The following is a 22,296-nucleotide window of genomic DNA, read 5'->3' as shown; positions in this document are numbered from 1 at the left end:
TATTGTACATAATTAATTCCATAATTATTTGAATGCATTTTAATTAATCCGATAAAAAAAAACTAACAATTATTAAACATGAAAAAAATTATTTTATTATTAACCATTTTTACTTTTTCAAATTCAATTTTTTCACAAGGAAACAAAGTTGTGGTTTCTTCGAATAATGATGGAATGAAACTCACAGTTGATGGTAAAGATTTTATGATTAACGGAATGAATTGGGACTATTTTCCAATCGGAACTAATTATTCATATAGTCTTTGGAATCAGTCGGACAAATTGATACAAGAAGCGTTGGATGAAGAAATGGGATTATTAAAAAATATGGGGGTTAATACTATTAGAGTATATACGGGGATGCCAAAAAAGTGGATAGAATATGTGTACACTAATTATGGGATATATACCATGTTAAACCATTCATTTGGTCGTTATGGTTTAACTTTGGATGGTGTGTGGACGCCAAATACCAATTATTCAAACACTAAAACTAGAGCGCTATTGTTAAAAGAAACACAACAAATGATAACCGAGTATAAAGATACTAAAGGCTTGCTTTTGTTTTTACTTGGTAATGAAAATAACTACGGCTTATTTTGGGATGGTGCTGAAACAGAAGATATTCCAATAAAAGATAGAAAATCTACAGTACGAGCTGAATCAATGTATAGATTATTTAATGAAGCTGTGGTTTCGATGAAATCTATTGATAGCACTCATCCAATTGCTATTTGTAATGGTGATTTACTTTTCCTTGATGTCATTGCAAAAGAGTGTAAAGATGTTGATATTTTGGGTACTAATGTTTATCGTGGGGTTTCATTTGGAGATTTATTTGAACGAGTTAAAAAAGAATATGGTAAACCACTTTTCTTTTCAGAATTTGGATCAGATGCATTTAATGTTTTAACCAACCAAGAAGATCAAAAAGCACAAGCTTTTTACCTTAAAGGAAACTGGAAGGAAATTTATGAAAATGCCGCAGGTATGGGTAAAGCAGGAAATTCTTTAGGAGGTTTTACTTTTCAGTTTAGTGATGGATGGTGGAAATTTGGTCAAACTAAAAATTTAGACTCACATGATAGTAATGCTTCATGGTCGAACGGTGGTTATCAAAAAGATTTTACTGAAGGAGAAAATAATATGAATGAAGAATGGTTTGGAATTTGTGCCAAAGGGCCATCAAATGAAAAAGGATTATATCAACTGTATCCTCGTGCTGCTTATTACGTTTTAAAAGATATTCATAAATTCAATCCTTATGCAGCAGGTGCAAACAAAAATTCATTAAATGCTGCTTTCGATGAAACCAATTTAATGGATGCTGCTTTAAGAGCTAGAGGTGATAAAGCTGCTCTTGGCACTAATGACACAGATATATTAAAAGTAAGTAATTTAAGAGCTGAATTCACTACATTTTCAACAGGTGGAAGTTTGTTAACTACACCAGATGAAGATGATCCAGCTACAAGTAACTATCCTAGCCGAACAGGTTTTGATCATATGCAGTCCTATTTTCTTGGTGTTGAAGGAAAACCTTCAGCTAACATGACTGCAAATGTGAATGTGAACATTTTAGGTCGTGTAGCAGTAAATCCTATAAATGAAATTTTCTATGAAAGCAGAGGTAGAGAAGAGACAGTTTTAACTCAAGATGGACCTGTAGTTTCTAGTGATCTCAATAGAGTACAGGTTTATAACGCTTCTTACAAATGGACGGCAAAAGATTTTGAAGTCAGAGGTTTTTACAGAACGGGTCATTATCATTGGGGTTATGAAGGCGATTTTTTTGCTTTATATTCTGAAGCAAATTACGGTCCTAATTTAGATATATACAACGGAGAAACTTTAGGTTTTGAAGTTGATGGAAGGGGAAGTTTAAATGGATTCAAAGCTGCTTTTGGTCCACAACTTTGGTGGGGAGCCAATCCTGCTTACTTATTAAAATACAGCAGAAAAATTGGAATTTTTGATGCTTCTGCTGTTTATCATGAAGACGTTTCTGGAGCAGCACCAGCCGTAACTTCCATATTTATTCCACAACCAAAAACAAGAAGAGCAACGGTACATTTCAAAACAAAACTAGGGAGTTTCGGAATGGAATTTGGTGGAATTTGGGGAGGTCAACCTTTAAATGGTAGAGAGTTTCAAATGATGGATGGTGATTTGGTAAAAGTAGATAAAGTCAAATCGAGCGACAATTGGGGTGGAAAAGCAAAATTAACTTTTTCAGAAGGCAGATTTAATGTTTATGCTCAAGGAGCTATACAAGGATTAGTTGCCAATGGTGGCGCCGATAATACTCAAACTTTCACAGGTTGGCGTTTAAAAGATTCAGGAAGTGGAAATCAAATGAATGTCCTAACTGGTTTTACTTATAATGTAAATTCTAAATTACAACTTGCTCCAAACTTTTTATGGCAAAAACCATTGGTTGAAGCTATGCCAAACGGAGTTGATGCACCAGGTAGATTAAGAAATATAATAGAAGATCCCTTTATCGTAAGAGTTAATCGTGAAACTGTTGGAGGGGAGTTTTTGTTAACGTATGACCCAACTCCGGCTACTTGGATGTATGAATGGAATAACGACATGGTAGAAGATGCAAAATTTGCATTTAGCACTGGTTTTGTTTTCCGTCATTTGCCAACAACTATGGATGCTGCAATAGGATTTTTAGCCAATAGAACTGCTTTTGCATTCGAAAGATCAGCTCCAGCTCAAGATTTATGGGAATCTAATACAAGAATAGTATCTAAATTAACTCCTGATTTAGGGATGATTGCAAACATATATTTTGGAAATGGACAAGCAAATGGCGACTCCGAAAGAACAATTAATAGAGCTGGTGGCGATATAAGAATGATTTATAAAAAAGTAAAAGTGGTTTCCTCTGTTAAATTTAACGATTGGGGACCATTTGACTACCATAGAGATTTTAACTTAACTTTCCCCGTTCAATCAGCATTAGACATATCAACTTCTGTTGGAAAACCTAGTTGGTTCATTTTACCAGATACTAGAATAGGAATAATGGGTATTTGGCGTTCTTTAGACCAATATTCACCAAGATATTTACCAACTTTTGTTCCAGAAAACACATTTCCACCGGTGCCACCATTAAGTCCAGTTGGATTTGGGAATGGTTCAGAGTGGGAAATTAGAACATACGTACATATTAATATTGGAAAATAAATTAAAAATTAAAAAATTGAAAAGATGAAAAACACAAATTTTAAATTATTTAGAAATTCGCTTCTTTTAGTATTGATTTTACTTATCAATTATAGTTGTGAAAGAGATTTATCTGATGATGCTACAAATGCTACTTATCCTAAAACAGCAGAAATTTTTACGGATACTCCTGTTGCAATGGGAAGTAATTTTTACTTTCCGTATGGCCCGGATGCTCTTAATCCAATCGGATCAAAATTTGATGCATGGACTGTCGATACTGAAGTAAGCTATAAAGGCAATGCTTCTATGCGCTTTGATGTACCTAATGCAAATGATCCTCAAGGCAATTACGCAGGAGGTATATTTAAAGTTGATGGTTCCGGTCGTGATTTAACAGGATACGATGCCTTAACTTTTTGGGCAAAAGCGTCTCAAGGCGTTACTGTGGGAGAAATTGGCTTTGGTGAAGATTTTTTCCCCAACAAATACATAACAACAATAAAAAATGTTAGTATTGGCACCAATTGGAAAAAAATTATTATTCCAATTCCAGATGCATCAAAACTAGTGCAAGAAAAGGGGATGCTGAGATATTCTGCTGGTACACAAGGAACCAATGGTTCCGGTTATACGTTTTGGATTGACGAACTTAAATTTGAAAAACTTGGAACTATTGGTCAACCAAGACCATCAATTGCAAATGGTGTAAATAAGATAATTAGTTCCTTTATAGGAGTTACAATTCCAATCACCGACTTGAAAGAAACGTTTAATATGCCTTCAGGTTTGGATCAAGCAGTATTTCCTGCCGCGGCATATTTTGTATTTAGATCTTCTGACCCAAATGTTGCAACAGTTGATCAAACTGGAAAAATTAGAGTTGTAGGTACTGGAAGTACTGTTATTACAGCTAATATTGGAGGGACTTTAAGTGCTACTAATGAATTTGTTGGCGGGTTAAACACTATTGACTCCATAACCGTTAATTCCCTTGGTACTTTTTCATTACCACCAGTACCAACAAGAGACCCAAATAAAGTACTGTCAATTTTTAGTGACAGTTACACTAATGTTCCAGTTGCTTACTACAATGGTTTCTGGACTCCAGGTTCAACTACTGGCTCAGCCGACTTTTCAGTGAATGGCAATAATTTTTTAAATTATACAACTTTCAATTATGTAGGAATTGCAACGTCTAATCCAACATTAAATGCAACTACTATGACGAACATTCACTTTGATATGTATATTCCTAATAGCGTACCCGCAAATTTTAGCTTCTTGATTTCAATTGAAGACTGGGGTCCAAATCAGGTTGATAATGGAGGTGATGATACCAGACAACAAATATTTGTGACGGCATCTCAAGTTCAAGCAAATACCTGGATTTCAATAGACGCTCCTTTTACGTTGGTTAACAAAAACAATATAGGGCTAATTATCATGGAGAATATTAATGGTTCGTCATTATCAAATTTTTACATGGATAATATTTATTTCTTCAAACCATAATCAAAAAAATTAAACTTAAAAATTAAGATGATGAATTTAAATATAAAATCAATACTGTCTTTAGCTCTTGTAATTGCATTATTTTCTTGTTCTGAAAGTGAAAAACAAACTGTTACAACTAAATTTAATTTAGTTTTTGAAGATGAGTTTGAGGTAAATGGTTCGCCAGATCCTGCAAATTGGTCTTTCGATATTGGAAGAGGACCTCTTAACGATGGTTGGGGAAATAACGAATTACAATTTTATAAATCTGAGAATACCATTGTGCAAAATGGCTACTTGATCATTACAGCTAAATCCGAAGCTTTTGGAGGCGTTAATTATACTTCTTCAAGACTTAAAAGTCGTAACAAGTTTGAACAAAAATATGGTCGTTTTGAAGCACGTATAAAATTACCAATAGGTAAGGGAATGTTTCCCGCTTTTTGGCTATTAGGTGAAAATTTCTGTGAAGCGCAAACTAAAATTGGTGACAATGTTACTTGCGACAGTTCTTTACCTAATTATGAAGCCGGAAACGTCCTTTGGCCACAATGTGGTGAAATTGACATCATGGAATATTTAGGAAATAAACCAACAGAAGTATTTGGTACTATTCATGGTCCTGGTTTTTCAGGTGGAAATAGTATTTCTAAAAAATACAATTTGTCTAATGACAGATTTGAAAATGATTTCCACGTATTTGGTGTAGAATGGACCGAAAATCATATCAATTGGTATGTTGATAATGTTTTATATAACCAAATTACAAGAAAGGATGTAGAAGATAAAGATGGTGAATGGGTTTTTGATAATTCATTCTATATGATTTTAAATTTAGCTGTTGGTGGTAATTTACCAGGTAGCCCTAATGCCACTACATCTTATCCACAAAGAATGATTGTTGACTACGTGAGAGTTTATCAATAATATAAATTTTAAAAATCATGAAAAAATCGATAAAAATTGTCAGTCTCTTATTTGTATTACTAAGTTTTATAGCTTGTGATAATTCAGATGATTATGTTTCAAATCAAAATGAATTATTTGCCAAATATACTTATGTCAAAGAATCTACGCCAGGAAAGGTATCTTTTATAAACACCTCTTCAAATGCTGATAGTTTTGAATGGGATTTTGGAGATGGTACAACATCAACAATTAAAAATCCAATAAAAACGTATACACAAACTGGCGAATACACTGTAAAACTTACAGCTAGAATAAGTGCAACAGGCACTAGTAGTTCTTTTACAAGTAATGTTTCTATATTTGTTTTTCAAGGCGGGTTAATTATTAATGGGGATTTTGAAACAGGAACTGCTCCATGGACTTTAGGAGTCACAAACGCCATACCTTCAGTGCTTTTGGCAACTAATAATGGTAACACTTTTTTTTCTATTCCAGTAAATGCTGCTGGTAATGCTTTTGATGTTAATTTATCACATATAGGATTAGAATTAACACAAGGCACAACATACCGTCTTACATTTGACGCTTGGTCAGATGTAAATAGAAGTATGATAGTTGGTATCGGATTAAGTGGAGCGCCTTTTACAAATCAATCTGTTACAAGGGATTTAACACCAACAGTTCAAAATTTCAGTATTGATTTAGTTGCCAATTTTACAAATACAAATTCTAGAGTCCTCTTTGATTTAGGAGCTTCTATCGGCAGAGTGAATATAGATAATGTAAAACTTAATCCTTTACCTTAATTAAATTTTATGATTGAATCACAATTTTTTAAACCTATTGAAACGAAAGAAATTGAACTTCAAGAGGTAATGATTAAGGATGAAAGGTTTTTAAAAATAGTAAACCCTAATCAAATGCGACCATTCTTTATGAGTGTCGTAAGTGATTCAAATCATTGGTTGTTTATATCAAGTAACGGAGGATTAACTGCCGGAAGGAAGAATGCTGAGTTTGCTTTGTTTCCCTACTATACAGATGACAAGATTACCGAGTTTGCTGATATAACAGGAAGTAAATCTATTTTTCAAATTCATTTAGATAATCAAACTCATATTTGGGAACCCTTCTCGGAGCGATTTAACGAAAACTATAATTTAAGCAGAAATTTATACAAAAACCTTTACGGAAATAAAATAATATTTGAAGAAATCCACCATGATTTTCAGTTGACTTTTAGATATCAATGGAGTACCAGTAATATATACGGTTTCGTAAAAACATCTGAAATCATAAATGATTCAGATAACAATTATTCCATTAGACTTTTAGATGGTATTCAAAATATTTTGCCTCATGGTGTGAGTAGTGATTTGCAAAATAGCACTAGTAATTTAGTTGATGCCTACAAAAGAAATGAACTTCATACAGAAAGTGGTTTAGGCATTTTTGCTCTTAGTGCTATTATCGTTGATAAAGCTGAACCAAGCGAGGCTTTAAAAGCCAATATTGCATGGTCATTAGGATTAAACAAACCGTCTTTCTTACTTTCATCATTACAAGTATCAAATTTCCGTAAATCTCAAAAAATAAGCCTTGAGACTGATATTAAAGGTGAAAAAGGAGCTTATTTTGTTTCAACTGATTTGTTATTAGCAAAGAATTCCTCTGAATCTTGGAAAATAATTGCCAACGTTAATCAAAACCAATCTCAAATTATTGAATTAGCTCATGCGATTTGTGATGATAAAGCATTAGAGGATAAATTATTAGCTGATATCGAATTAGGAAAGCAAAATCTTATTGCTCTTAACGCTACAGCTGATGGTTTGCAATTTACTGCAGATAAACGCAAAGATACACGTCACTTTTCAAACGTATTATTCAACATCATGCGTGGTGGAATTTTTGATAATAACTATCAAGTTGAGAAAGGTGATTTTGTAAATTATATTTCAAAAGCAAATATTGTCGTTTTTGAAAATAATTCTGGTTTTTTTACTAGTTTACCAGAAACTTTTGATTATTCGCATTTGCAGCAATTAATTGTCAATATTAATGATGCCGATGTAATTCGGTTATGTACAGAATATTTACCTCTTAAATTTAGTAGGAGACATGGCGACCCAAGTCGTCCTTGGAATAAGTTTTCTATCAATACCAGAAGTGAAATTGATGGTTCCAAAATATTAGATTATCAAGGCAACTGGCGCGATATATTTCAGAATTGGGAAGCTTTAGCTTATGCTTATCCTGAATTTATTGATGGTATGATTCATAAGTTCTTGAATGCTTCTACTTTTGATGGTTACAATCCCTACCGTGTAACAAAAGAAGGTTTTGATTGGGAAACCATCGAACCCGATAATCCTTGGTCGTATATTGGCTATTGGGGTGATCATCAGATTATCTATTTATTAAAATTTTTAGAGTTTATAGAGAAATACCAACCTGGTAAATTGAACTCTTATTTTGATAAAGAATGTTTTGTTTATGCAGCTGTTCCTTATACAATAAAATCGTATCAAGAGATTTTGCAAAATCCAAAGGATACCATTTTGTTTAACCATGAATGGGATGCTAAAATCAATAAAAGAAGAGACAGCATTGGTGCAGATGGTGCCTTGTTGCGAGACAATAATGATGAAATCTATCACGTAAATTTTATCGAAAAAATATTGGCTACCGTTTTGGCAAAAATGTCCAATTTTATTCCGGAAGCTGGGATTTGGATGAATACACAAAGACCAGAATGGAATGATGCCAATAATGCACTTGTTGGAAATGGCGTTTCAATGGTTACCTTATACTATTTGAGAAGATTTTTGAAATTTTTCCAACAATTATTAGATAATTCCAATCAAGAAACCATTAAAATATCGAATGAAATGGTGGAATTTTATCATGCTATTAGAGAAAATTTAATTGCATTTCAACCGCTTCTTTCAAACAAAATTTCAAATCAAGATAGAAAGAAAATATTGGACGCATTAGGTCAAGCTGCCTCAGAATATCGCTATCAAGTATACAACAGTGGTTTTTGGGGTAAGAAAAGAACCCATTCTATGGCTGGTTTGAAAAAATTTACACAAGTAAGCATTGATTTTATAGAGCATGCAATTAATGCCAACCAAAGACACGATAAACTATACCACGCTTATAATTTAATGTCGATAGAAAATGACGGAATATCCATTTCCTATTTGCCCGAAATGTTAGAAGGTCAAGTAGCTGTTTTAAGTTCAGGTTATTTAGATGCAAAAAAATCAATTGAAGTATTAAATGCCTTGAGAAGCAGTGCTTTGTATAGAAAAGATCAAAATAGTTATATTTTATATCCAAACAAAAAATTACCAAAGTTTCTAGAGAAAAACACAATTCCAAAGGAGAAGGTTGAAAAATCCTTTTTACTGAAAAAACTCCATGAAAACGGTAATCTTCAACTAATCAATCAAGACATAAAGGGTGGATTTCACTTTAATGGAAATTTTCATAATGCAAACGATTTAAAAGAAGCGCTACTCAAGCTAGCAAGTACCAAAGAATACAAAGAATTAGTAGCGTCAGAAACAGAAGCCGTTTTGCAAATCTTTGAAGATGTTTTTAATCATAAAGCTTTTACAGGTCGTTCAGGAACATTTTATGGTTATGAAGGTTTAGGGTCTATTTATTGGCACATGGTTTCGAAATTGCAGGTGGCGGTTTTAGAAGTCACTAATCAAGCTATTGAACGAAATGAAAATCAAGACGTTATTAATTCATTAAGTACTCATTTTGAAGAAATAGGAGCCGGAATTGGCGTTCATAAATCCCCCGTTGTTTATGGTGCTTTTCCAACCGATCCTTATTCGCATACTCCATTCAATAAAGGAGCTCAACAACCTGGAATGACTGGACAGGTTAAAGAAGATATTTTGACTCGTATCGGTGAATTGGGTGTGAAGATGCACGATGGAAAATTGCAATTTCAACCTAATTTGCTTCACAAAAAAGAGTTTTTAGCCGAAGATACCGAAGCTGTATTTGTTCAAATTGATGGCACTAAAAAGTTAATTACTTTAGAGAAAGATTCTTTGGCATTTACCGTTTGTCAAGTTCCAGTTGTTTATAAAAAAGCTTCAAAAAACAGTATGGAATTGTATTTTAAAAACGGAACTAAAGAAACATATGATACTTTAGAATTAGATGACACACAAAGTAGAAAAATCTTCAATCGTACTGGTGAAATTTCCAACGTGGCAGTTTTTTTAAATGAAGATTACTTGATACAATGAATAAATTGATTTGCATCATACTACTCTTGTTTATATCATGTAATCAAATAAATACTAGAAATCTAGTTTCAAAGGAAATGACCGCAGAAAAATTATTAGGAAATATAAACTATCAAGCCATTTGTTATGGTGGCTATAGAACACAAACTAGAGATATTATTCCAACAGTTACTGAACTTAAAGAGGATATGTTGATTTTATCAGCAATGAATATAAAAGTCATTCGTACCTATAATGTGCATCATAATGAAATTATTAATTTATTAAAAGCCATATCAGAATTAAAAGAAACGGATACCAATTTTGAAATGTATGTCATGTTAGGTGCATGGATTGATTGTAAAAATGCATGGACAAAAGAAAATCCGATACACGACCAAGAAAGTGATCGAAATGCAATTGAAATTGATGAAGCAGTACGATTAGCCAATAAGTATCCAACTATTATAAAAGTCATTGCAGTTGGAAATGAAGCCATGGTAAAATGGGCAACCAGCTATTATGTAACGCCAAATATTATTTTGAAATGGGTAAACTATTTGCAAGATTTAAAGAAACATGGAAAATTATCTAAAGAACTATGGATTACAAGCTCAGATAATTTTGCTTCTTGGGGTGGAGGAGACAGTGAATATCATTTAGAAGATTTGAATAAATTAATTAAAGCAGTCGATTATATTTCAATACACACCTATCCGATGCATGACACGCATTATAATCCAGTTTTTTGGGGAATAAAAGAAAACGAACTGCAATTGAAAGAAAAAGAAAAGATAGATTTTGCTATGTTAAGAGCGAGAGATTATGCCATATCACAATACACGAGTGTAGTAAATTACATGAAATCTATTGGTGTCAATAAACCAGTTCATATCGGGGAAACGGGTTGGGCTACCTTATGTAATGAACTTTACGGAAAACTAGGTTCAAAGGCGACAGATGAATATAAAGCAGCACAATACTATAATCTAATGCGCGACTGGACGAATAAAATTGGAATATCTTGTTTCTATTTTGAAGCTTTTGATGAGAGTTGGAAAGATAGTGCAAATCCTTCGGGTTCAGAAAATCATTTTGGGTTAATTAATTTACAAGCTCAAGCTAAGTATATGCTTTGGAACGCTATCGACAAAGGAACTTTTAAAGGTTTAACTCGAAACGGAAAACCCATCACAAAAACATATAATGGTGATGAGAAAGCATTATGGTTGGATGTAAAAACGCCAAACAAGGTTTTAAAAAATTAATACAAATGGAAAAAATTAAGTTTGTAAAAACCTATTTTAAATTTTTGATAATAATAGTTGTCATGACATTTTCATTACACAGTTGTAAAGTAACCAATACTCTAAATGTCGAAGTTTATGAAACTTCTGCAGAGGGAAATTCATTAAAAAAAGTCGATCAATTTTCAAAAGATAGTAATCCTATTATAATTACTTTAAATCCCAATGAAAAATTTCAAACCATAACTGGTTTTGGAGGATCATTTACAGAAGCTTCGGCCTCTGTACTCAATCGATTGAGTAAAAAAAATCGAAAAAAAATATTGGATGCTTATTTTAGTGAAGATGGCGCTAATTATTCTCTAACTAGAACACATATAGCGTCTTGTGATTTTTCTTTAAGTAATTATACGTACGCCAAAGTTGAAAATGATTTAGAATTAAAAAATTTCACAATTGAAGATGATAAAGACGATATCATTCCGATGATTTTGCAAGCAAAGTCAATATCTAAAGATGGTTTTAACATCATTGCTTCTCCTTGGTCTTGTCCACCATGGATGAAAGACAATAAAAAATATGTGGGTGGAAAGTTATTACCTGAGTATAATGACACATTTGCTTTGTATTTTTCTAAATATTTAGATGCGTATAAAAAAGAAGGTATCGATATTTGGGGAGTTACTGTAATAAATGAACCTCATGGTAATGGAAACAATTGGGAAAGCACTCTATTTTCTCCAATCGAAATGACTGATTTTGTTCAAAATCATTTAGGGCCAAAACTAGAAAAAGACGGTTGGGGTGATATAAAAATACTGGGTTACGATCAAAATAGAGCGGGAATAAAAGAATGGGTTGATGTGATGTATAAAGATGAAAACACATCTAAATATTATGACGGTTTGGCTATTCATTGGTATGAAAGTACCTATGAGGTATTTCCCGAAGAATTACAATACGCCCATCAAAAAGCACCAAATAAATATTTAATTCAAACAGAAGCTTGTGTCGACTCTGAAATTCCACACTGGAAAGATGATGCTTGGTACTGGAAAAAGGAAGCTACCGATTGGGGTTGGGACTGGGCAAGTGAAAAAGACAAATATTTACACCCAAAATACGCACCAGTCAATCGTTATGCAGCCGATATCATTGGTTGTTTGAACAATTGGGTTGATGGATGGATTGATTGGAATATGGTTTTAGATACACAAGGTGGACCAAATTGGTTTAAAAACTGGTGTGTGGCGCCTGTGATTGTTGACACTGAAAAAGACGAAGTATATTTCACACCTTTGTATTATGTAATGGCTCATTTTAGCAAATTCATGCGACCTGGAGCAATAAAAATTGGATGCACGATAAGCAATAGTGAGCTAATCTCGACTGCGGTACAAAACCCAGATGGTTCAATTGCTGTAGTGATTTTTAATCCAACTGAAAATAGTCAAACAGTAGAAATTAAACTAGAAGATAAAAACACTATTGTTTCCATATATAAAAAAGCATTGCAAACTATAATAATCAAACCAAACTAACAAATAATTTAAAACAAAATCTATATGTCAAATACTAATTCAACACCATCAGGAAAAGTTCCAATGGGTCAAAAAATTGCTTTTGGATTAGGTATGCTCGCCAACCAGATGTTTCCAGCAATGATTGGGATTTTCACCGTTGTTTTAGTAGAAAAACTAGGATTTAGTGGATTGCTACTTGGTTTAACGTATTTTATTCCTAAGTTTTATGATGCTTTGTTTGATTTGATAATGGGTTATGTGAGTGATAATACCAAATCGAAATGGGGCAGAAGAAGACAGTATGTTTTAGCTGGAGCAATTATTTTAGGAATTTCGTTTTCATTAATGTGGCAATTGTATGCTGAAAACGGAATTATGTACAATTTTTGGTACTTTTTATTGATTTCATTGATTTTTTATTCAGGATTGACCATTTTTAGTATTCCGTATGTAGCGATGGGTTACGAAATGAGTGATGATTTCCACGAACGAACTAATATTATGGCGACTTCACAACTCATTGGTCAGTTGGCTTGGGTTGTTGCACCTTGGTTTTGGGTGATAATGGCAGATCAAACCTTGTTTCCATCAAGTGAAGTTGCGGTAAGAACTTTGGCGGTCTACGTCGCGATTGCTTGTGCGATTTTAGCTGCAATTCCCGCATTTTTTATTCCAAGTAAATCCACGCTTAACGAAAATTATAGCCCGATTGATTTAAAAGGAATCCTCGGAAGTTTTGGCGAAATAAAAGAAGGTTTGAAAGCTTCGATAGAAATTAAACCGTTCCGAAAAATTTGTATCGCTACTTTTTTAATTTTTAACGCTTTTCAAACTACAGCAGGATTTTCTTACTTCATCATCAAATATTATTTATTTAAAGGAAATGAAGATGGTTTTGGATTATGGCCTACTTTATTTGGATGTGTAGGAGCAATTATCACTACAGTTGCGGTTATTCCTATCGTGGCAAGAATGTCAAAAACAATGGGAAAAAAGAAAGCTTTCTTATTTTCTCAAGGGATTTCTGTAGTGGGTTACATCTTACTTTATTTATTATTTGTTCCCGGAAAACCATATTTGTTTTTGTTTGCATTGCCATTTTTCTCATTTGGTATAGGTAGTTTATTTACCTTAATGATGTCTATGACTTCCGATGTAATTGATATCGATGAACTGAATACAGGCAAAAGAAGAGAAGGAAGTTTAGGCGCAATTTATTGGTGGATGGTAAAATTTGGAACCGCTGTTGCAGGATTATTAAGTGGTTTGATTCTTTCTTTGGTCGCTTTTCAATCAAATGCCGCTACACAAACAGACGATACTATGTTTTGGTTACGTATTTTCTTTGTCGGAATTCCGATTTTGGGAACATTAACCGCTATTTGGGTAATGAAAGATTATGATATAGATGAAGTCAAAGCCAGAGAAGTTAGAGATCTTTTAGATAAACGAAAAGGCAATTTATAAATATAACTCCAATAAATTATGTCATTTAGAGAAGGTCACTATTTTTCAATCACCAATTATACTAGTGCTTCTGAGCAACAAAATACACTTTTTAGTGATGCTCCAAGAGTAGATTTTTCTGAAATCTCTTCAAAAAAGTTAGCTGAATTGTGGAATGAAACTTTAGAAAAAGGGATGCATGGTATTTGTTTCAGTCTCTATGAAGACAGTCAAAAACCAGGAGATATTATTACAGCAGAACAAGTTAATAGACGTATTCAAATATTGAAGCCCTACACTAAATGGGTTCGCTCTTTTTCATGTATTGAAGGAAATGAACATATACCAAGAATTGCACACCAAAATGGAATGAAAACCCTTGTAGGTGCATGGCTTGGAAATGATTTAGAACTCAACGAAAAAGAAATTGAAAGCTTAATTCAATTAGCAAAAGAAGGTTGTGTGGATATTGCTGCTGTCGGAAACGAAGTAATGTATAGAGGTGATTTAACCGAAAAACAATTGTTGGATTATATCCATCGTGTTAAAGAAGCGCTACCCAATGTTCCCGTGGGGTATGTAGATGCTTATTATGAGTTTTCACATCGTCCTAATATTACCGAAGCTTGCGATGTAATCCTAACGAATTGTTATCCTTATTGGGAAGGTTGCCCAATAGAGTACTCAATACCTCACATGCAAAGTATGTTTGGTTCTGCTAGCGATGCCGGAAAAGGAAAGCGCGTAATCATTACAGAAACTGGTTGGCCAAGTGAAGGCGGTTCGCTCAAAGGAGCTATTGCATCTGATGATAATGCTATGAAGTATTTTATTGAAACCCAATTATGGGCAAATCAAAATAATATTGAAACGTTCTATTTTTCCTCTTTTGATGAGTCTTGGAAAGTAGGACCTGAAGGCGAAGTAGGCGCATATTGGGGTTTGTGGGATAAAAATGAAAAATTAAAATTCTAGTGTAACAAAATTGTAAAATAATTAAAAAAACAGGTGTTAAAAGAGTGTTGCTTTTTTAAATCCAAAAAAAAAAAATAAAACACAAATTATGAAAAAGAGAATTTTATTTAAAACGCTATTTACCCTATTTTTAGTTTCACAATATGGGTATTCTCAAATTGATGTTGTATATAATAATTTAGTTTGGTCAGATGAGTTCAATACCAATGGAGCAATAGATTCAAACAAATGGTTTCAACAAACTCAATTACCAGCAGGAGGAAGTTGGTTTAATAATGAAGTTCAACATTACACCAATCGTTTGGAAAATTCATTTGTAGATAATGGTAATTTGAATATTGTTGCAAAAAGAGAAAACTTTACAGATCAAAACGTAACAAAACAATTTACCTCCGCAAGGTTAAACTCTAAATTTGCTTTTACTTATGGACGCGTAGATATCAGAGCCAAAGCCCCAAATGCACAAGGTACATGGCCAGCTTTATGGTTGCTTGGTAAAAACGTCAACGAAGATGGTGGTTTTTTTGATTCTAATTTTGGAACTACTAGTTGGCCCGCTTGTGGTGAAATTGATATTATGGAACATGGAATTTTCCCAGGACAACCAATTAATTATATTGGGGCTGCAATACACACCACTTCATCTTCCGGAAACACTATAAATAAAGGAGGTATTCAAGCGTCAGATATAGCACAAAACTACCATATTTATTCTATGAATTGGTCACCTAATCAAATTACATTCTTATTAGATGATGTTGCTTTTTACAACTACAATCCACCAGTAAAAAATGCAAGTACTTGGCCATTTAATCTTGATCAATATTTTTTACTGAATGTTGCAATGGGAGGTTTTGCAGGCACAATTCCAGCAAATTTCACACAAGCATCTATGATAATTGATTATATTAGAGTGTATCAAAATACTGCAATAGATACTCAAGCACCAACTAATTTTGTAGCTTCTCTTGGTTCCGTTACTGGTTCTTCAGTTGAATTGTTAATGAATGCAAATGATAATTCAGGTACAATCGCTTATACTATTTCCTATCCCGGTGGAACAACCACCACTGTGTATAATCCGTCTGGAGTTCAAAAATCAGTAGTTATCCAAAATTTAGCGTCTAACACCAATTATTCTTTCACAATTGCAGCAACTGACATGACTGGAAATACGGTTTCTAATAGTCCGATAGTTCTGAATGCAACAACAAATTTTAATCCGCAGTGTCAAGGAAACAGTACTCAAGCCACTGAAGGCACTTTTACTTTAGGGTATAATTACACTTTTCAAACTATAGGAACAGATGTTAAAATCACATTTGAGTTGCTAGACAATAGAGTAGGATTGGTTGCTTTTTTAAGAAGACAATCGCCATTTACTGAAACTCAAATGACCAATGTATCAGGACAAACTTTTACACAAACGATTACTGGACAAACATTAGGTTCAACAATATCTTATGCAGTTAAATTTGCATACGCTGGAGGTTTGTCTGTAACGAATTATTTTTCTTATGTTGTGGGTAATAATAATTGTTCCCTTGGAATATCAAATTTTGTTATGAAAAAGCATTATGCTTATCCAAATCCAGTAGAAAATATATTGAATTTGCAATTAAATGATGATCAAAATAAAATTACTTTATCAGATGTCTTAGGAAAAATTCATTATGTAGATGTCGTAAATGCTGACTATACTTTTAACATGAGTGGGTATCAATCAGGAATTTATTTTTTGAGAGTTGAAAATTCATTTGGTATTCAAAATTTAAAAATTATTAAGAAATAGTATTTTTGCATTTATTTTTATAAGGGTATCATCAAAAAGGTTAAATCTTATTTAGCCTTTTTGTTTTATTAAATGACTAAATATATTTATATGAATAAAATTGCTTCTTTGGTATTGCTGAGTTTTTCATTGTTAAGTTATTCCCAAGAAAAAGATATGGACAGAAAGGTTGATGATCTTTTAAAAAGAATGACTCTAACTGAAAAAATAGGTCAGCTTAATCAATATAGTGGTTTTTGGGATTTTACAGGTCCAGTTCCTAAAGAAGGAAGTGCCGCAAAAAAGTATAAAGACATTAAAGCAGGCCAAGTTGGTGCTATGCTAAATGTTAAAGGCGTTAAGAATATCTATAAATTGCAAAAAATAGCTGTTGAAGAAACACGTTTGGGAATTCCGCTTTTATTTGGATTTGATGTAATTCATGGATACAAGACTATTAGTCCAATTCCATTAGCAGAAGCAGCAAGTTGGGATTTAGAAGCCATACAAAAATCAGCTGAAATTGCTGCAGAAGAATCAGCAGCAGCTGGAATAAACTGGACATTTGCTCCAATGGTGGATATTACAAGAGATGCACGTTGGGGAAGAGTTATGGAAGGTGCAGGAGAAGATCCTTTTTTAGGAAGTAAAATTGCAACTGCACGTGTTAAAGGCTTTCAAGGTGATTTAGCAACAAATAAAAATATTATAGCTTGCGCAAAGCACTTTGCTGGCTACGGATTTGCAGAATCTGGAAAAGAATACAATACAGTTGATGTTAGTAATGAAACACTTCACAACATAATCTTTCCCCCATTTAAAGCTACAGTCGAGGCTGGTGTTCGAACTTTTATGAACTCTTTTAGCCAATTGAACGGTATTCCAGCAACTGGAAATAAATTTTTGCAAAGTGATATTTTAAAAGATGCATGGAATTTTAAAGGGTTTGTAGTTTCCGATTGGGGTTCTATAAATGAATTAGTAACACATGGTTTTGCCAAAGATAGTATACATGCAACAGAAGTGGCGATTAATGCGGGTTCAGATATGGATATGGAGTCAAGTGTTTATATAAAATTTTTAAGTGAATTGGTAGAAAATGGAAAAGTAAAAGAAGTAACTATTGATGAGGCCGTTAAGAGAGTTTTAAAAGTGAAATTTGAATTGGGTTTATTTGATAAACCTTATAAATATTGTGATGAAGCACACGAAAAAGCAACTTTAGGAAAAAAAGAGTTTCAAGAAGGCGTTTTAGATATTGCAAAAAAATCAATTGTATTATTAAAAAATGAAGCTAATCTGCTGCCTATAAAAAAGTCTGGGCAAAATATAGCGCTTATTGGCGCTCTGGCAAATGATAAAAATAGTCCATTAGGAAATTGGAGATTAGCTGCCGATGATAATACAGCAATTTCAGTTTTTGAAGGAATGCAAAATTACAAAGGCAATAAATTGACTTATGCAAAAGGAGCAGATGTCGTAATTGGAGAAACACGTTTTTCTAAAGAGGTTAAAGTGAATACAACCGATAAGTCAGGCTTTGAAGAAGCTATTTTAATAGCAAAAAGTTCAGATATTGTCGTTATGGTTTTAGGAGAAAACGGGTACCAATCTGGTGAAGGAAGGAGTAGAGCCGATATAGGCTTGCCGGGCGTTCAACAAGAGTTATTAGAAGCTGTTTATGCTGTAAATAAAAATATTGTATTAGTATTGAATAATGGAAGACCATTAGCTTTTCCTTGGGCTGCAGAAAATATTCCAGCGATAGTTGAAGCATGGCAATTAGGATCTCAAAGCGGTAATGCGATTGCACAAGTTTTATATGGTGATTACAATCCAAGTGGTAAATTACCAATGACATTTCCAAGAGCTGTTGGTCAGCTGCCACTATATTACAATCATAAAAGTACTGGTCGCCCGGTTCCAGAGAAGGATGAAGGCGTCGTTTTTTGGTCCCACTATAGTGATGAAAAAAACACTCCCTTATATCCTTTTGGATATGGATTAAGTTATTCTAAATTTGAATATTCTAATCTGATACTTGACAAAACATTTTTTTCTGAAAATGGTGAAATAGTGGTGTCTGTTGATTTAAAAAACAATAGTGAAGTTGCAGGAAGAGAAGTAGTTCAAATGTATATTTGCGATTTAGTGGGAAGTTTTGCAAGGCCAGTTAAAGAGTTAAAAGGTTTTGAATTAGTAAAATTAAAGCCTTTCGAAACTAAAACAGTCACCTTCATTATAAATAAAAAAACAATTGAATTTTATTCTCCAAATTCAAAATGGGAAGCTGAAGAAGGAGATTTTAAAGTTTTTGTTGGTGGAAATTCTGAAACTACTATTGAAAAAGATTTTCAATATATTAAAAACTAAAGAAAATATGGGTTACGGAAATTGAAGAAGAAATTCAATTCGATTTGATAAAGTTTCGTTTATTTTTAATTTTTATTTGCTTTTTAAATTAAAATATTGTTAAATTTGACATTATTATTAATTCACACAATCTTTTGCCTATAGACAAAAATTACTTTTTAGATTAAAAAATATTTTTTTAACCCTTACTAAAAGGTAATATTATGGCAAAAATTGAAATCCCTGATGCAATATTAGTAAACAAGTACATTGATGGAGATGAGAATTCATTATCAATTCTTGTAAAGCGCCACCAATCAAAAATTTATGGATATATTTATTCTAAAGTTTCGGATAGAGACCTTACGGAAGATATTTTTCAAGATACGTTTTTTAAAGTAATACATACTCTAAAAAGTAGAAAGTATTATAATGAGGAAGGTAAATTTTTATCTTGGGTTCTTCGAATCTCTAATAATTTGATTATCGATAAATTTCGTAACGATAAGAAAATGTATATGAAAAGAGATACAGAAGAGTTTTCAATATTTGCTTCAATTACAGACAATTCTCCTAACATTGAAAAAGAATTAATCAAAAATCAAGTTGATATTGATTTAAAAAAACTAATTCAAAAATTACCTCAAGATCAAAAAGAGGTGCTTATGATGCGTTATTATTCAGACATGAGTTTCAAGGAAATTGCGGACATTACAGGCGTTAGCGTCAATACAACTTTAGGCAGAATGCGTTATGCCATAACGAACTTAAGAAAAGTAATTGAAAAAAATAAAATTTATTTGCCCTCTTAAACAATAAAAAGTAATTTATTGCGTTATTCTATAAACATCTTAAAATTAACTAGATTTTTATATGGCAAAACTTTACTCTAAAAGAAAATTAGCAACAAAAAAAATGTTACCTAAAAAAGAAACAATTCGATTAATTCTTCAATATTCTTGTGCATTGAATATTGTAAAAGTTGGTAACATGAGCTTCGATACTATTGCTAACTAGAAAACATCCCGATAAACATCGGGATTTTTTTTATAATACTCTTCCAAAACAGTTTTTCTTCCTATAGTTTTGGTTATAATGTCTTTTTCTAAATTCCAACCTCTAGCAGGACTATATTCTCTTCCGTACCATATTATTTGAAGGTGTAAATCACTCCAAGTGTTTTTCGGAAAAATCTGCTTTGCATCTTTCTCAGTTTGTTGAACATTTTTGCCATTACTTAAATTCCATCGATTCATCAAGCGATGAATGTGTGTATCGACAGGAAATGCAGGTACTCCAAATGCCTGAGACATCACGACACTTGCTGTTTTGTGGCCAACAGCAGGTAATGCTTCTAAATCTTCAAAACTTTGTGGAACCTGACCATCATGTTTTGCAATTAATATTTCTGACAATCCGTGAATCCCTTTAGATTTCATTGGTGAAAGGCCACATGGTCGGATAATTTCTTTAATTTCCTCTACAGAAAGTTTTACCATATCATGCGGATTGTCAGCCTTTGAAAAAAGTATTGGAGTAATTTGATTAACTCGAACATCCGTACATTGAGCCGATAGCAATACTGCAATAAGCAATGTATAGGGATCTTTATGATTTAATGGAATTGGGATTTCTGGGTATAATTCTTTTAACGTATTTATAACAAACGTTGCACGTTCTTGTTTGGTCATTTTAGCATAAATTTGATTTTATAAATATATAAACTTTTCAAATCATAAACATATAACTTAAAAATATGGTAACATTACAAAAAGGAGATAAAGCTCCGCAGTTTTCTGGAAAAGATCAAGATGGAATTACTCATACTTTATTAGATTATAAAGGAAAAAAATTAGTTGTTTTCTTTTATCCAAAAGCTAACACGCCAGGATGTACCGCCGAAGCTTGTGATTTGAGAGATAATTTCGAACGTTTTAAATCGAATAACTACGAATTACTTGGTGTTAGTGCAGACAACGCAAAATCACAGAGTAATTTTAAGAACAAATACGAGTTTCCTTTTCCGCTATTGGCAGACGAAGACAAATCAGTCATACAAGCATTTGGAGTTTGGGGTCCAAAAAAGTTTATGGGAAAAGAATATGATGGTATACACCGAACCACTTTTATTATTGATGAACAAGGCATTATAGATGAAGTCATTTCTGAGGTGAAAACCAAATCACACGCTTCACAAATATTGAAATAATGAACATTAATAAAAGCCAAGAGTTCAACTTCTTGGCTTTTCATTATTTATACCTTTTGCAAACTAAATTTTCTAAAGTTATATTGATTTTGTTTTGATTGATATACTGCACGCACCAAAATAGCCCAAGGCGTTTTTATCAGGTTTATTTAAATTCACAATATTACCTTTTATATTTCCTGGTGGCACATCGCCAGAAACTGGGGACGATGCTGTTAAATTAAAAATGGAGTAGTAATAGTTATACATTTGTTCAGAGATGTTCAGTTGATGTAATCTTGCTATGTCGCCAGTAACCACAGGAAAATTATCAAAAGGCAAATAATTTATTAAAGGTTGTCCGTTGAAAAAGTCATCTTTTTGTATGGCTCTATAAATGTTTCCTGGTGAAGGATTTATCATTAATTGCTCGTTAATAAACAATTGCCATAAATAGAAGTTTCTTTCATTCAAAGGATCAGTTGTGTTTACTGTGATAAAATTACCTTCTGGGCTGCCTAAAGCTGATGGAAAGTAATTTACCGTAAGACTATCAATAGCAGCACCTCCTGCTTTCAGAGTTTCATAAGCATTGTACTCATCTCCTTCATAGCTTATGATTAACTTATAAGTTTTGTTGGTTGCTGCAATAAAACTACTCCTGTAAACCCCATTTCCGATATGATTAAAAGTATAGTTATTTGTTCCATCATTTACCATTACGATTGCATTTGTTACTGGCAGTGGATTAGTATTGCCGGTATAATTAGCGGAAAGACTGAGCTTTAATTCTTGCTGATTGATAACAGTGTCAATACCCCATAGAATATTCCCTTCTACTACTAGTTTGGGACTTGTATTTTTCAAATCTAAATTTATTTCTTTTTCGCAAGAAGTAAAAAGAGTAGCTGTTGCTACCAAAAGACAGATTGTTGTTATTAATTTCATATTTATA

Annotated in this window: 16 protein-coding genes; 14 read left to right on the top strand and 2 right to left on the bottom strand. The window is 32.8% G+C overall.

Annotation, left to right across the window (positions count from 1 at the left end; all coding sequences use genetic code 11):
* Positions 1–78: 78 nt before the first annotated feature.
* The 13 genes from ACIQ2L_RS09275 (at position 79) to ACIQ2L_RS09215 (ending at position 20,170) form a co-directional block, all read left to right on the top strand.
* The gene (locus ACIQ2L_RS09275; RefSeq protein WP_396158055.1) at positions 79–3,198 is read left to right on the top strand and encodes a glycosidase; all 3,120 of its coding nucleotides are present in this window, start codon (positions 79–81) and stop codon (positions 3,196–3,198) included.
* 24 nt (positions 3,199–3,222) lie between these two features.
* On the top strand, positions 3,223–4,692 hold the full coding sequence (locus ACIQ2L_RS09270; RefSeq protein WP_396158053.1) for a glycosyl hydrolase family 16: 1,470 nt from the start codon (positions 3,223–3,225) through the stop codon (positions 4,690–4,692).
* A 27-nt stretch (positions 4,693–4,719) separates the two neighbouring features.
* On the top strand, positions 4,720–5,601 hold the full coding sequence (locus ACIQ2L_RS09265) for a family 16 glycosylhydrolase (RefSeq protein WP_396158051.1): 882 nt from the start codon (positions 4,720–4,722) through the stop codon (positions 5,599–5,601).
* A 17-nt stretch (positions 5,602–5,618) separates the two neighbouring features.
* Positions 5,619–6,389: a PKD domain-containing protein gene (locus ACIQ2L_RS09260; protein ID WP_396158049.1), complete on the top strand. Its 771-nt coding sequence runs from the start codon at positions 5,619–5,621 to the stop codon at positions 6,387–6,389.
* Between the two features lie 9 nt (positions 6,390–6,398).
* Positions 6,399–9,860, top strand: coding sequence for a hypothetical protein (locus ACIQ2L_RS09255; RefSeq protein WP_396158047.1), 3,462 nt, complete (start codon positions 6,399–6,401; stop codon positions 9,858–9,860).
* Entirely contained in the window at positions 9,857–11,107 is a 1,251-nt protein-coding gene (locus ACIQ2L_RS09250) for a glycosyl hydrolase family 17 (RefSeq protein ID WP_396158045.1), read from the top strand. Before ACIQ2L_RS09255 ends, ACIQ2L_RS09250 begins: the two co-directional genes overlap by 4 nt.
* A gap of 5 nt (positions 11,108–11,112) precedes the next feature.
* Complete coding sequence (locus tag ACIQ2L_RS09245; protein ID WP_396158043.1) at positions 11,113–12,627, top strand: glycoside hydrolase family 30 beta sandwich domain-containing protein; 1,515 nt, start codon at positions 11,113–11,115, stop codon at positions 12,625–12,627.
* Positions 12,628–12,651: 24 nt separating this feature from the next.
* Positions 12,652–14,076: an MFS transporter gene (locus ACIQ2L_RS09240; protein ID WP_396158041.1), complete on the top strand. Its 1,425-nt coding sequence runs from the start codon at positions 12,652–12,654 to the stop codon at positions 14,074–14,076.
* A gap of 18 nt (positions 14,077–14,094) precedes the next feature.
* Positions 14,095–15,030 (top strand): glycosyl hydrolase family 17 protein, encoded by a 936-nt coding sequence (locus tag ACIQ2L_RS09235; protein ID WP_396158040.1) that lies wholly within the window; start codon positions 14,095–14,097, stop codon positions 15,028–15,030.
* An 88-nt stretch (positions 15,031–15,118) separates the two neighbouring features.
* The gene (locus ACIQ2L_RS09230; protein WP_396158038.1) at positions 15,119–16,822 is read left to right on the top strand and encodes a family 16 glycosylhydrolase; all 1,704 of its coding nucleotides are present in this window, start codon (positions 15,119–15,121) and stop codon (positions 16,820–16,822) included.
* A gap of 90 nt (positions 16,823–16,912) precedes the next feature.
* Positions 16,913–19,174 (top strand): beta-glucosidase BglX, encoded by a 2,262-nt coding sequence (gene bglX, locus ACIQ2L_RS09225; RefSeq protein WP_396158036.1) that lies wholly within the window; start codon positions 16,913–16,915, stop codon positions 19,172–19,174.
* 203 nt (positions 19,175–19,377) lie between these two features.
* The gene (locus ACIQ2L_RS09220) at positions 19,378–19,965 is read left to right on the top strand and encodes an RNA polymerase sigma factor (protein WP_396158034.1); all 588 of its coding nucleotides are present in this window, start codon (positions 19,378–19,380) and stop codon (positions 19,963–19,965) included.
* Between the two features lie 61 nt (positions 19,966–20,026).
* Positions 20,027–20,170 (top strand): hypothetical protein, encoded by a 144-nt coding sequence (locus tag ACIQ2L_RS09215; RefSeq protein ID WP_396158032.1) that lies wholly within the window; start codon positions 20,027–20,029, stop codon positions 20,168–20,170.
* Here the strand turns inward: ACIQ2L_RS09215 and nth are convergent.
* Positions 20,167–20,844: an endonuclease III domain-containing protein gene (gene nth / locus ACIQ2L_RS09210; protein ID WP_396158030.1), complete on the bottom strand. Its 678-nt coding sequence runs from the start codon at positions 20,842–20,844 to the stop codon at positions 20,167–20,169. The two genes, ACIQ2L_RS09215 and nth, sit on opposite strands and share 4 nt — an antisense overlap.
* Before the next feature lie 65 nt (positions 20,845–20,909).
* On the opposite strand from nth, the gene bcp reads away from it, so the two are divergent.
* Positions 20,910–21,362, top strand: a complete 453-nt coding sequence (gene bcp, locus ACIQ2L_RS09205) for a thioredoxin-dependent thiol peroxidase (RefSeq protein WP_396158028.1) — start codon at positions 20,910–20,912, stop codon at positions 21,360–21,362.
* A 78-nt stretch (positions 21,363–21,440) separates the two neighbouring features.
* Here the strand turns inward: bcp and ACIQ2L_RS09200 are convergent, their stop codons facing one another.
* Positions 21,441–22,289: a DUF4249 domain-containing protein gene (locus tag ACIQ2L_RS09200; protein ID WP_396158026.1), complete on the bottom strand. Its 849-nt coding sequence runs from the start codon at positions 22,287–22,289 to the stop codon at positions 21,441–21,443.
* Positions 22,290–22,296 lie beyond the last annotated feature (7 nt).

Origin of the sequence: Flavobacterium sp. (assembly GCF_044369455.1) — a bacterium.
GTDB lineage: Bacteria > Bacteroidota > Bacteroidia > Flavobacteriales > Flavobacteriaceae > Flavobacterium.
This window is presented reverse-complemented; position numbering and strand designations above follow the sequence as displayed.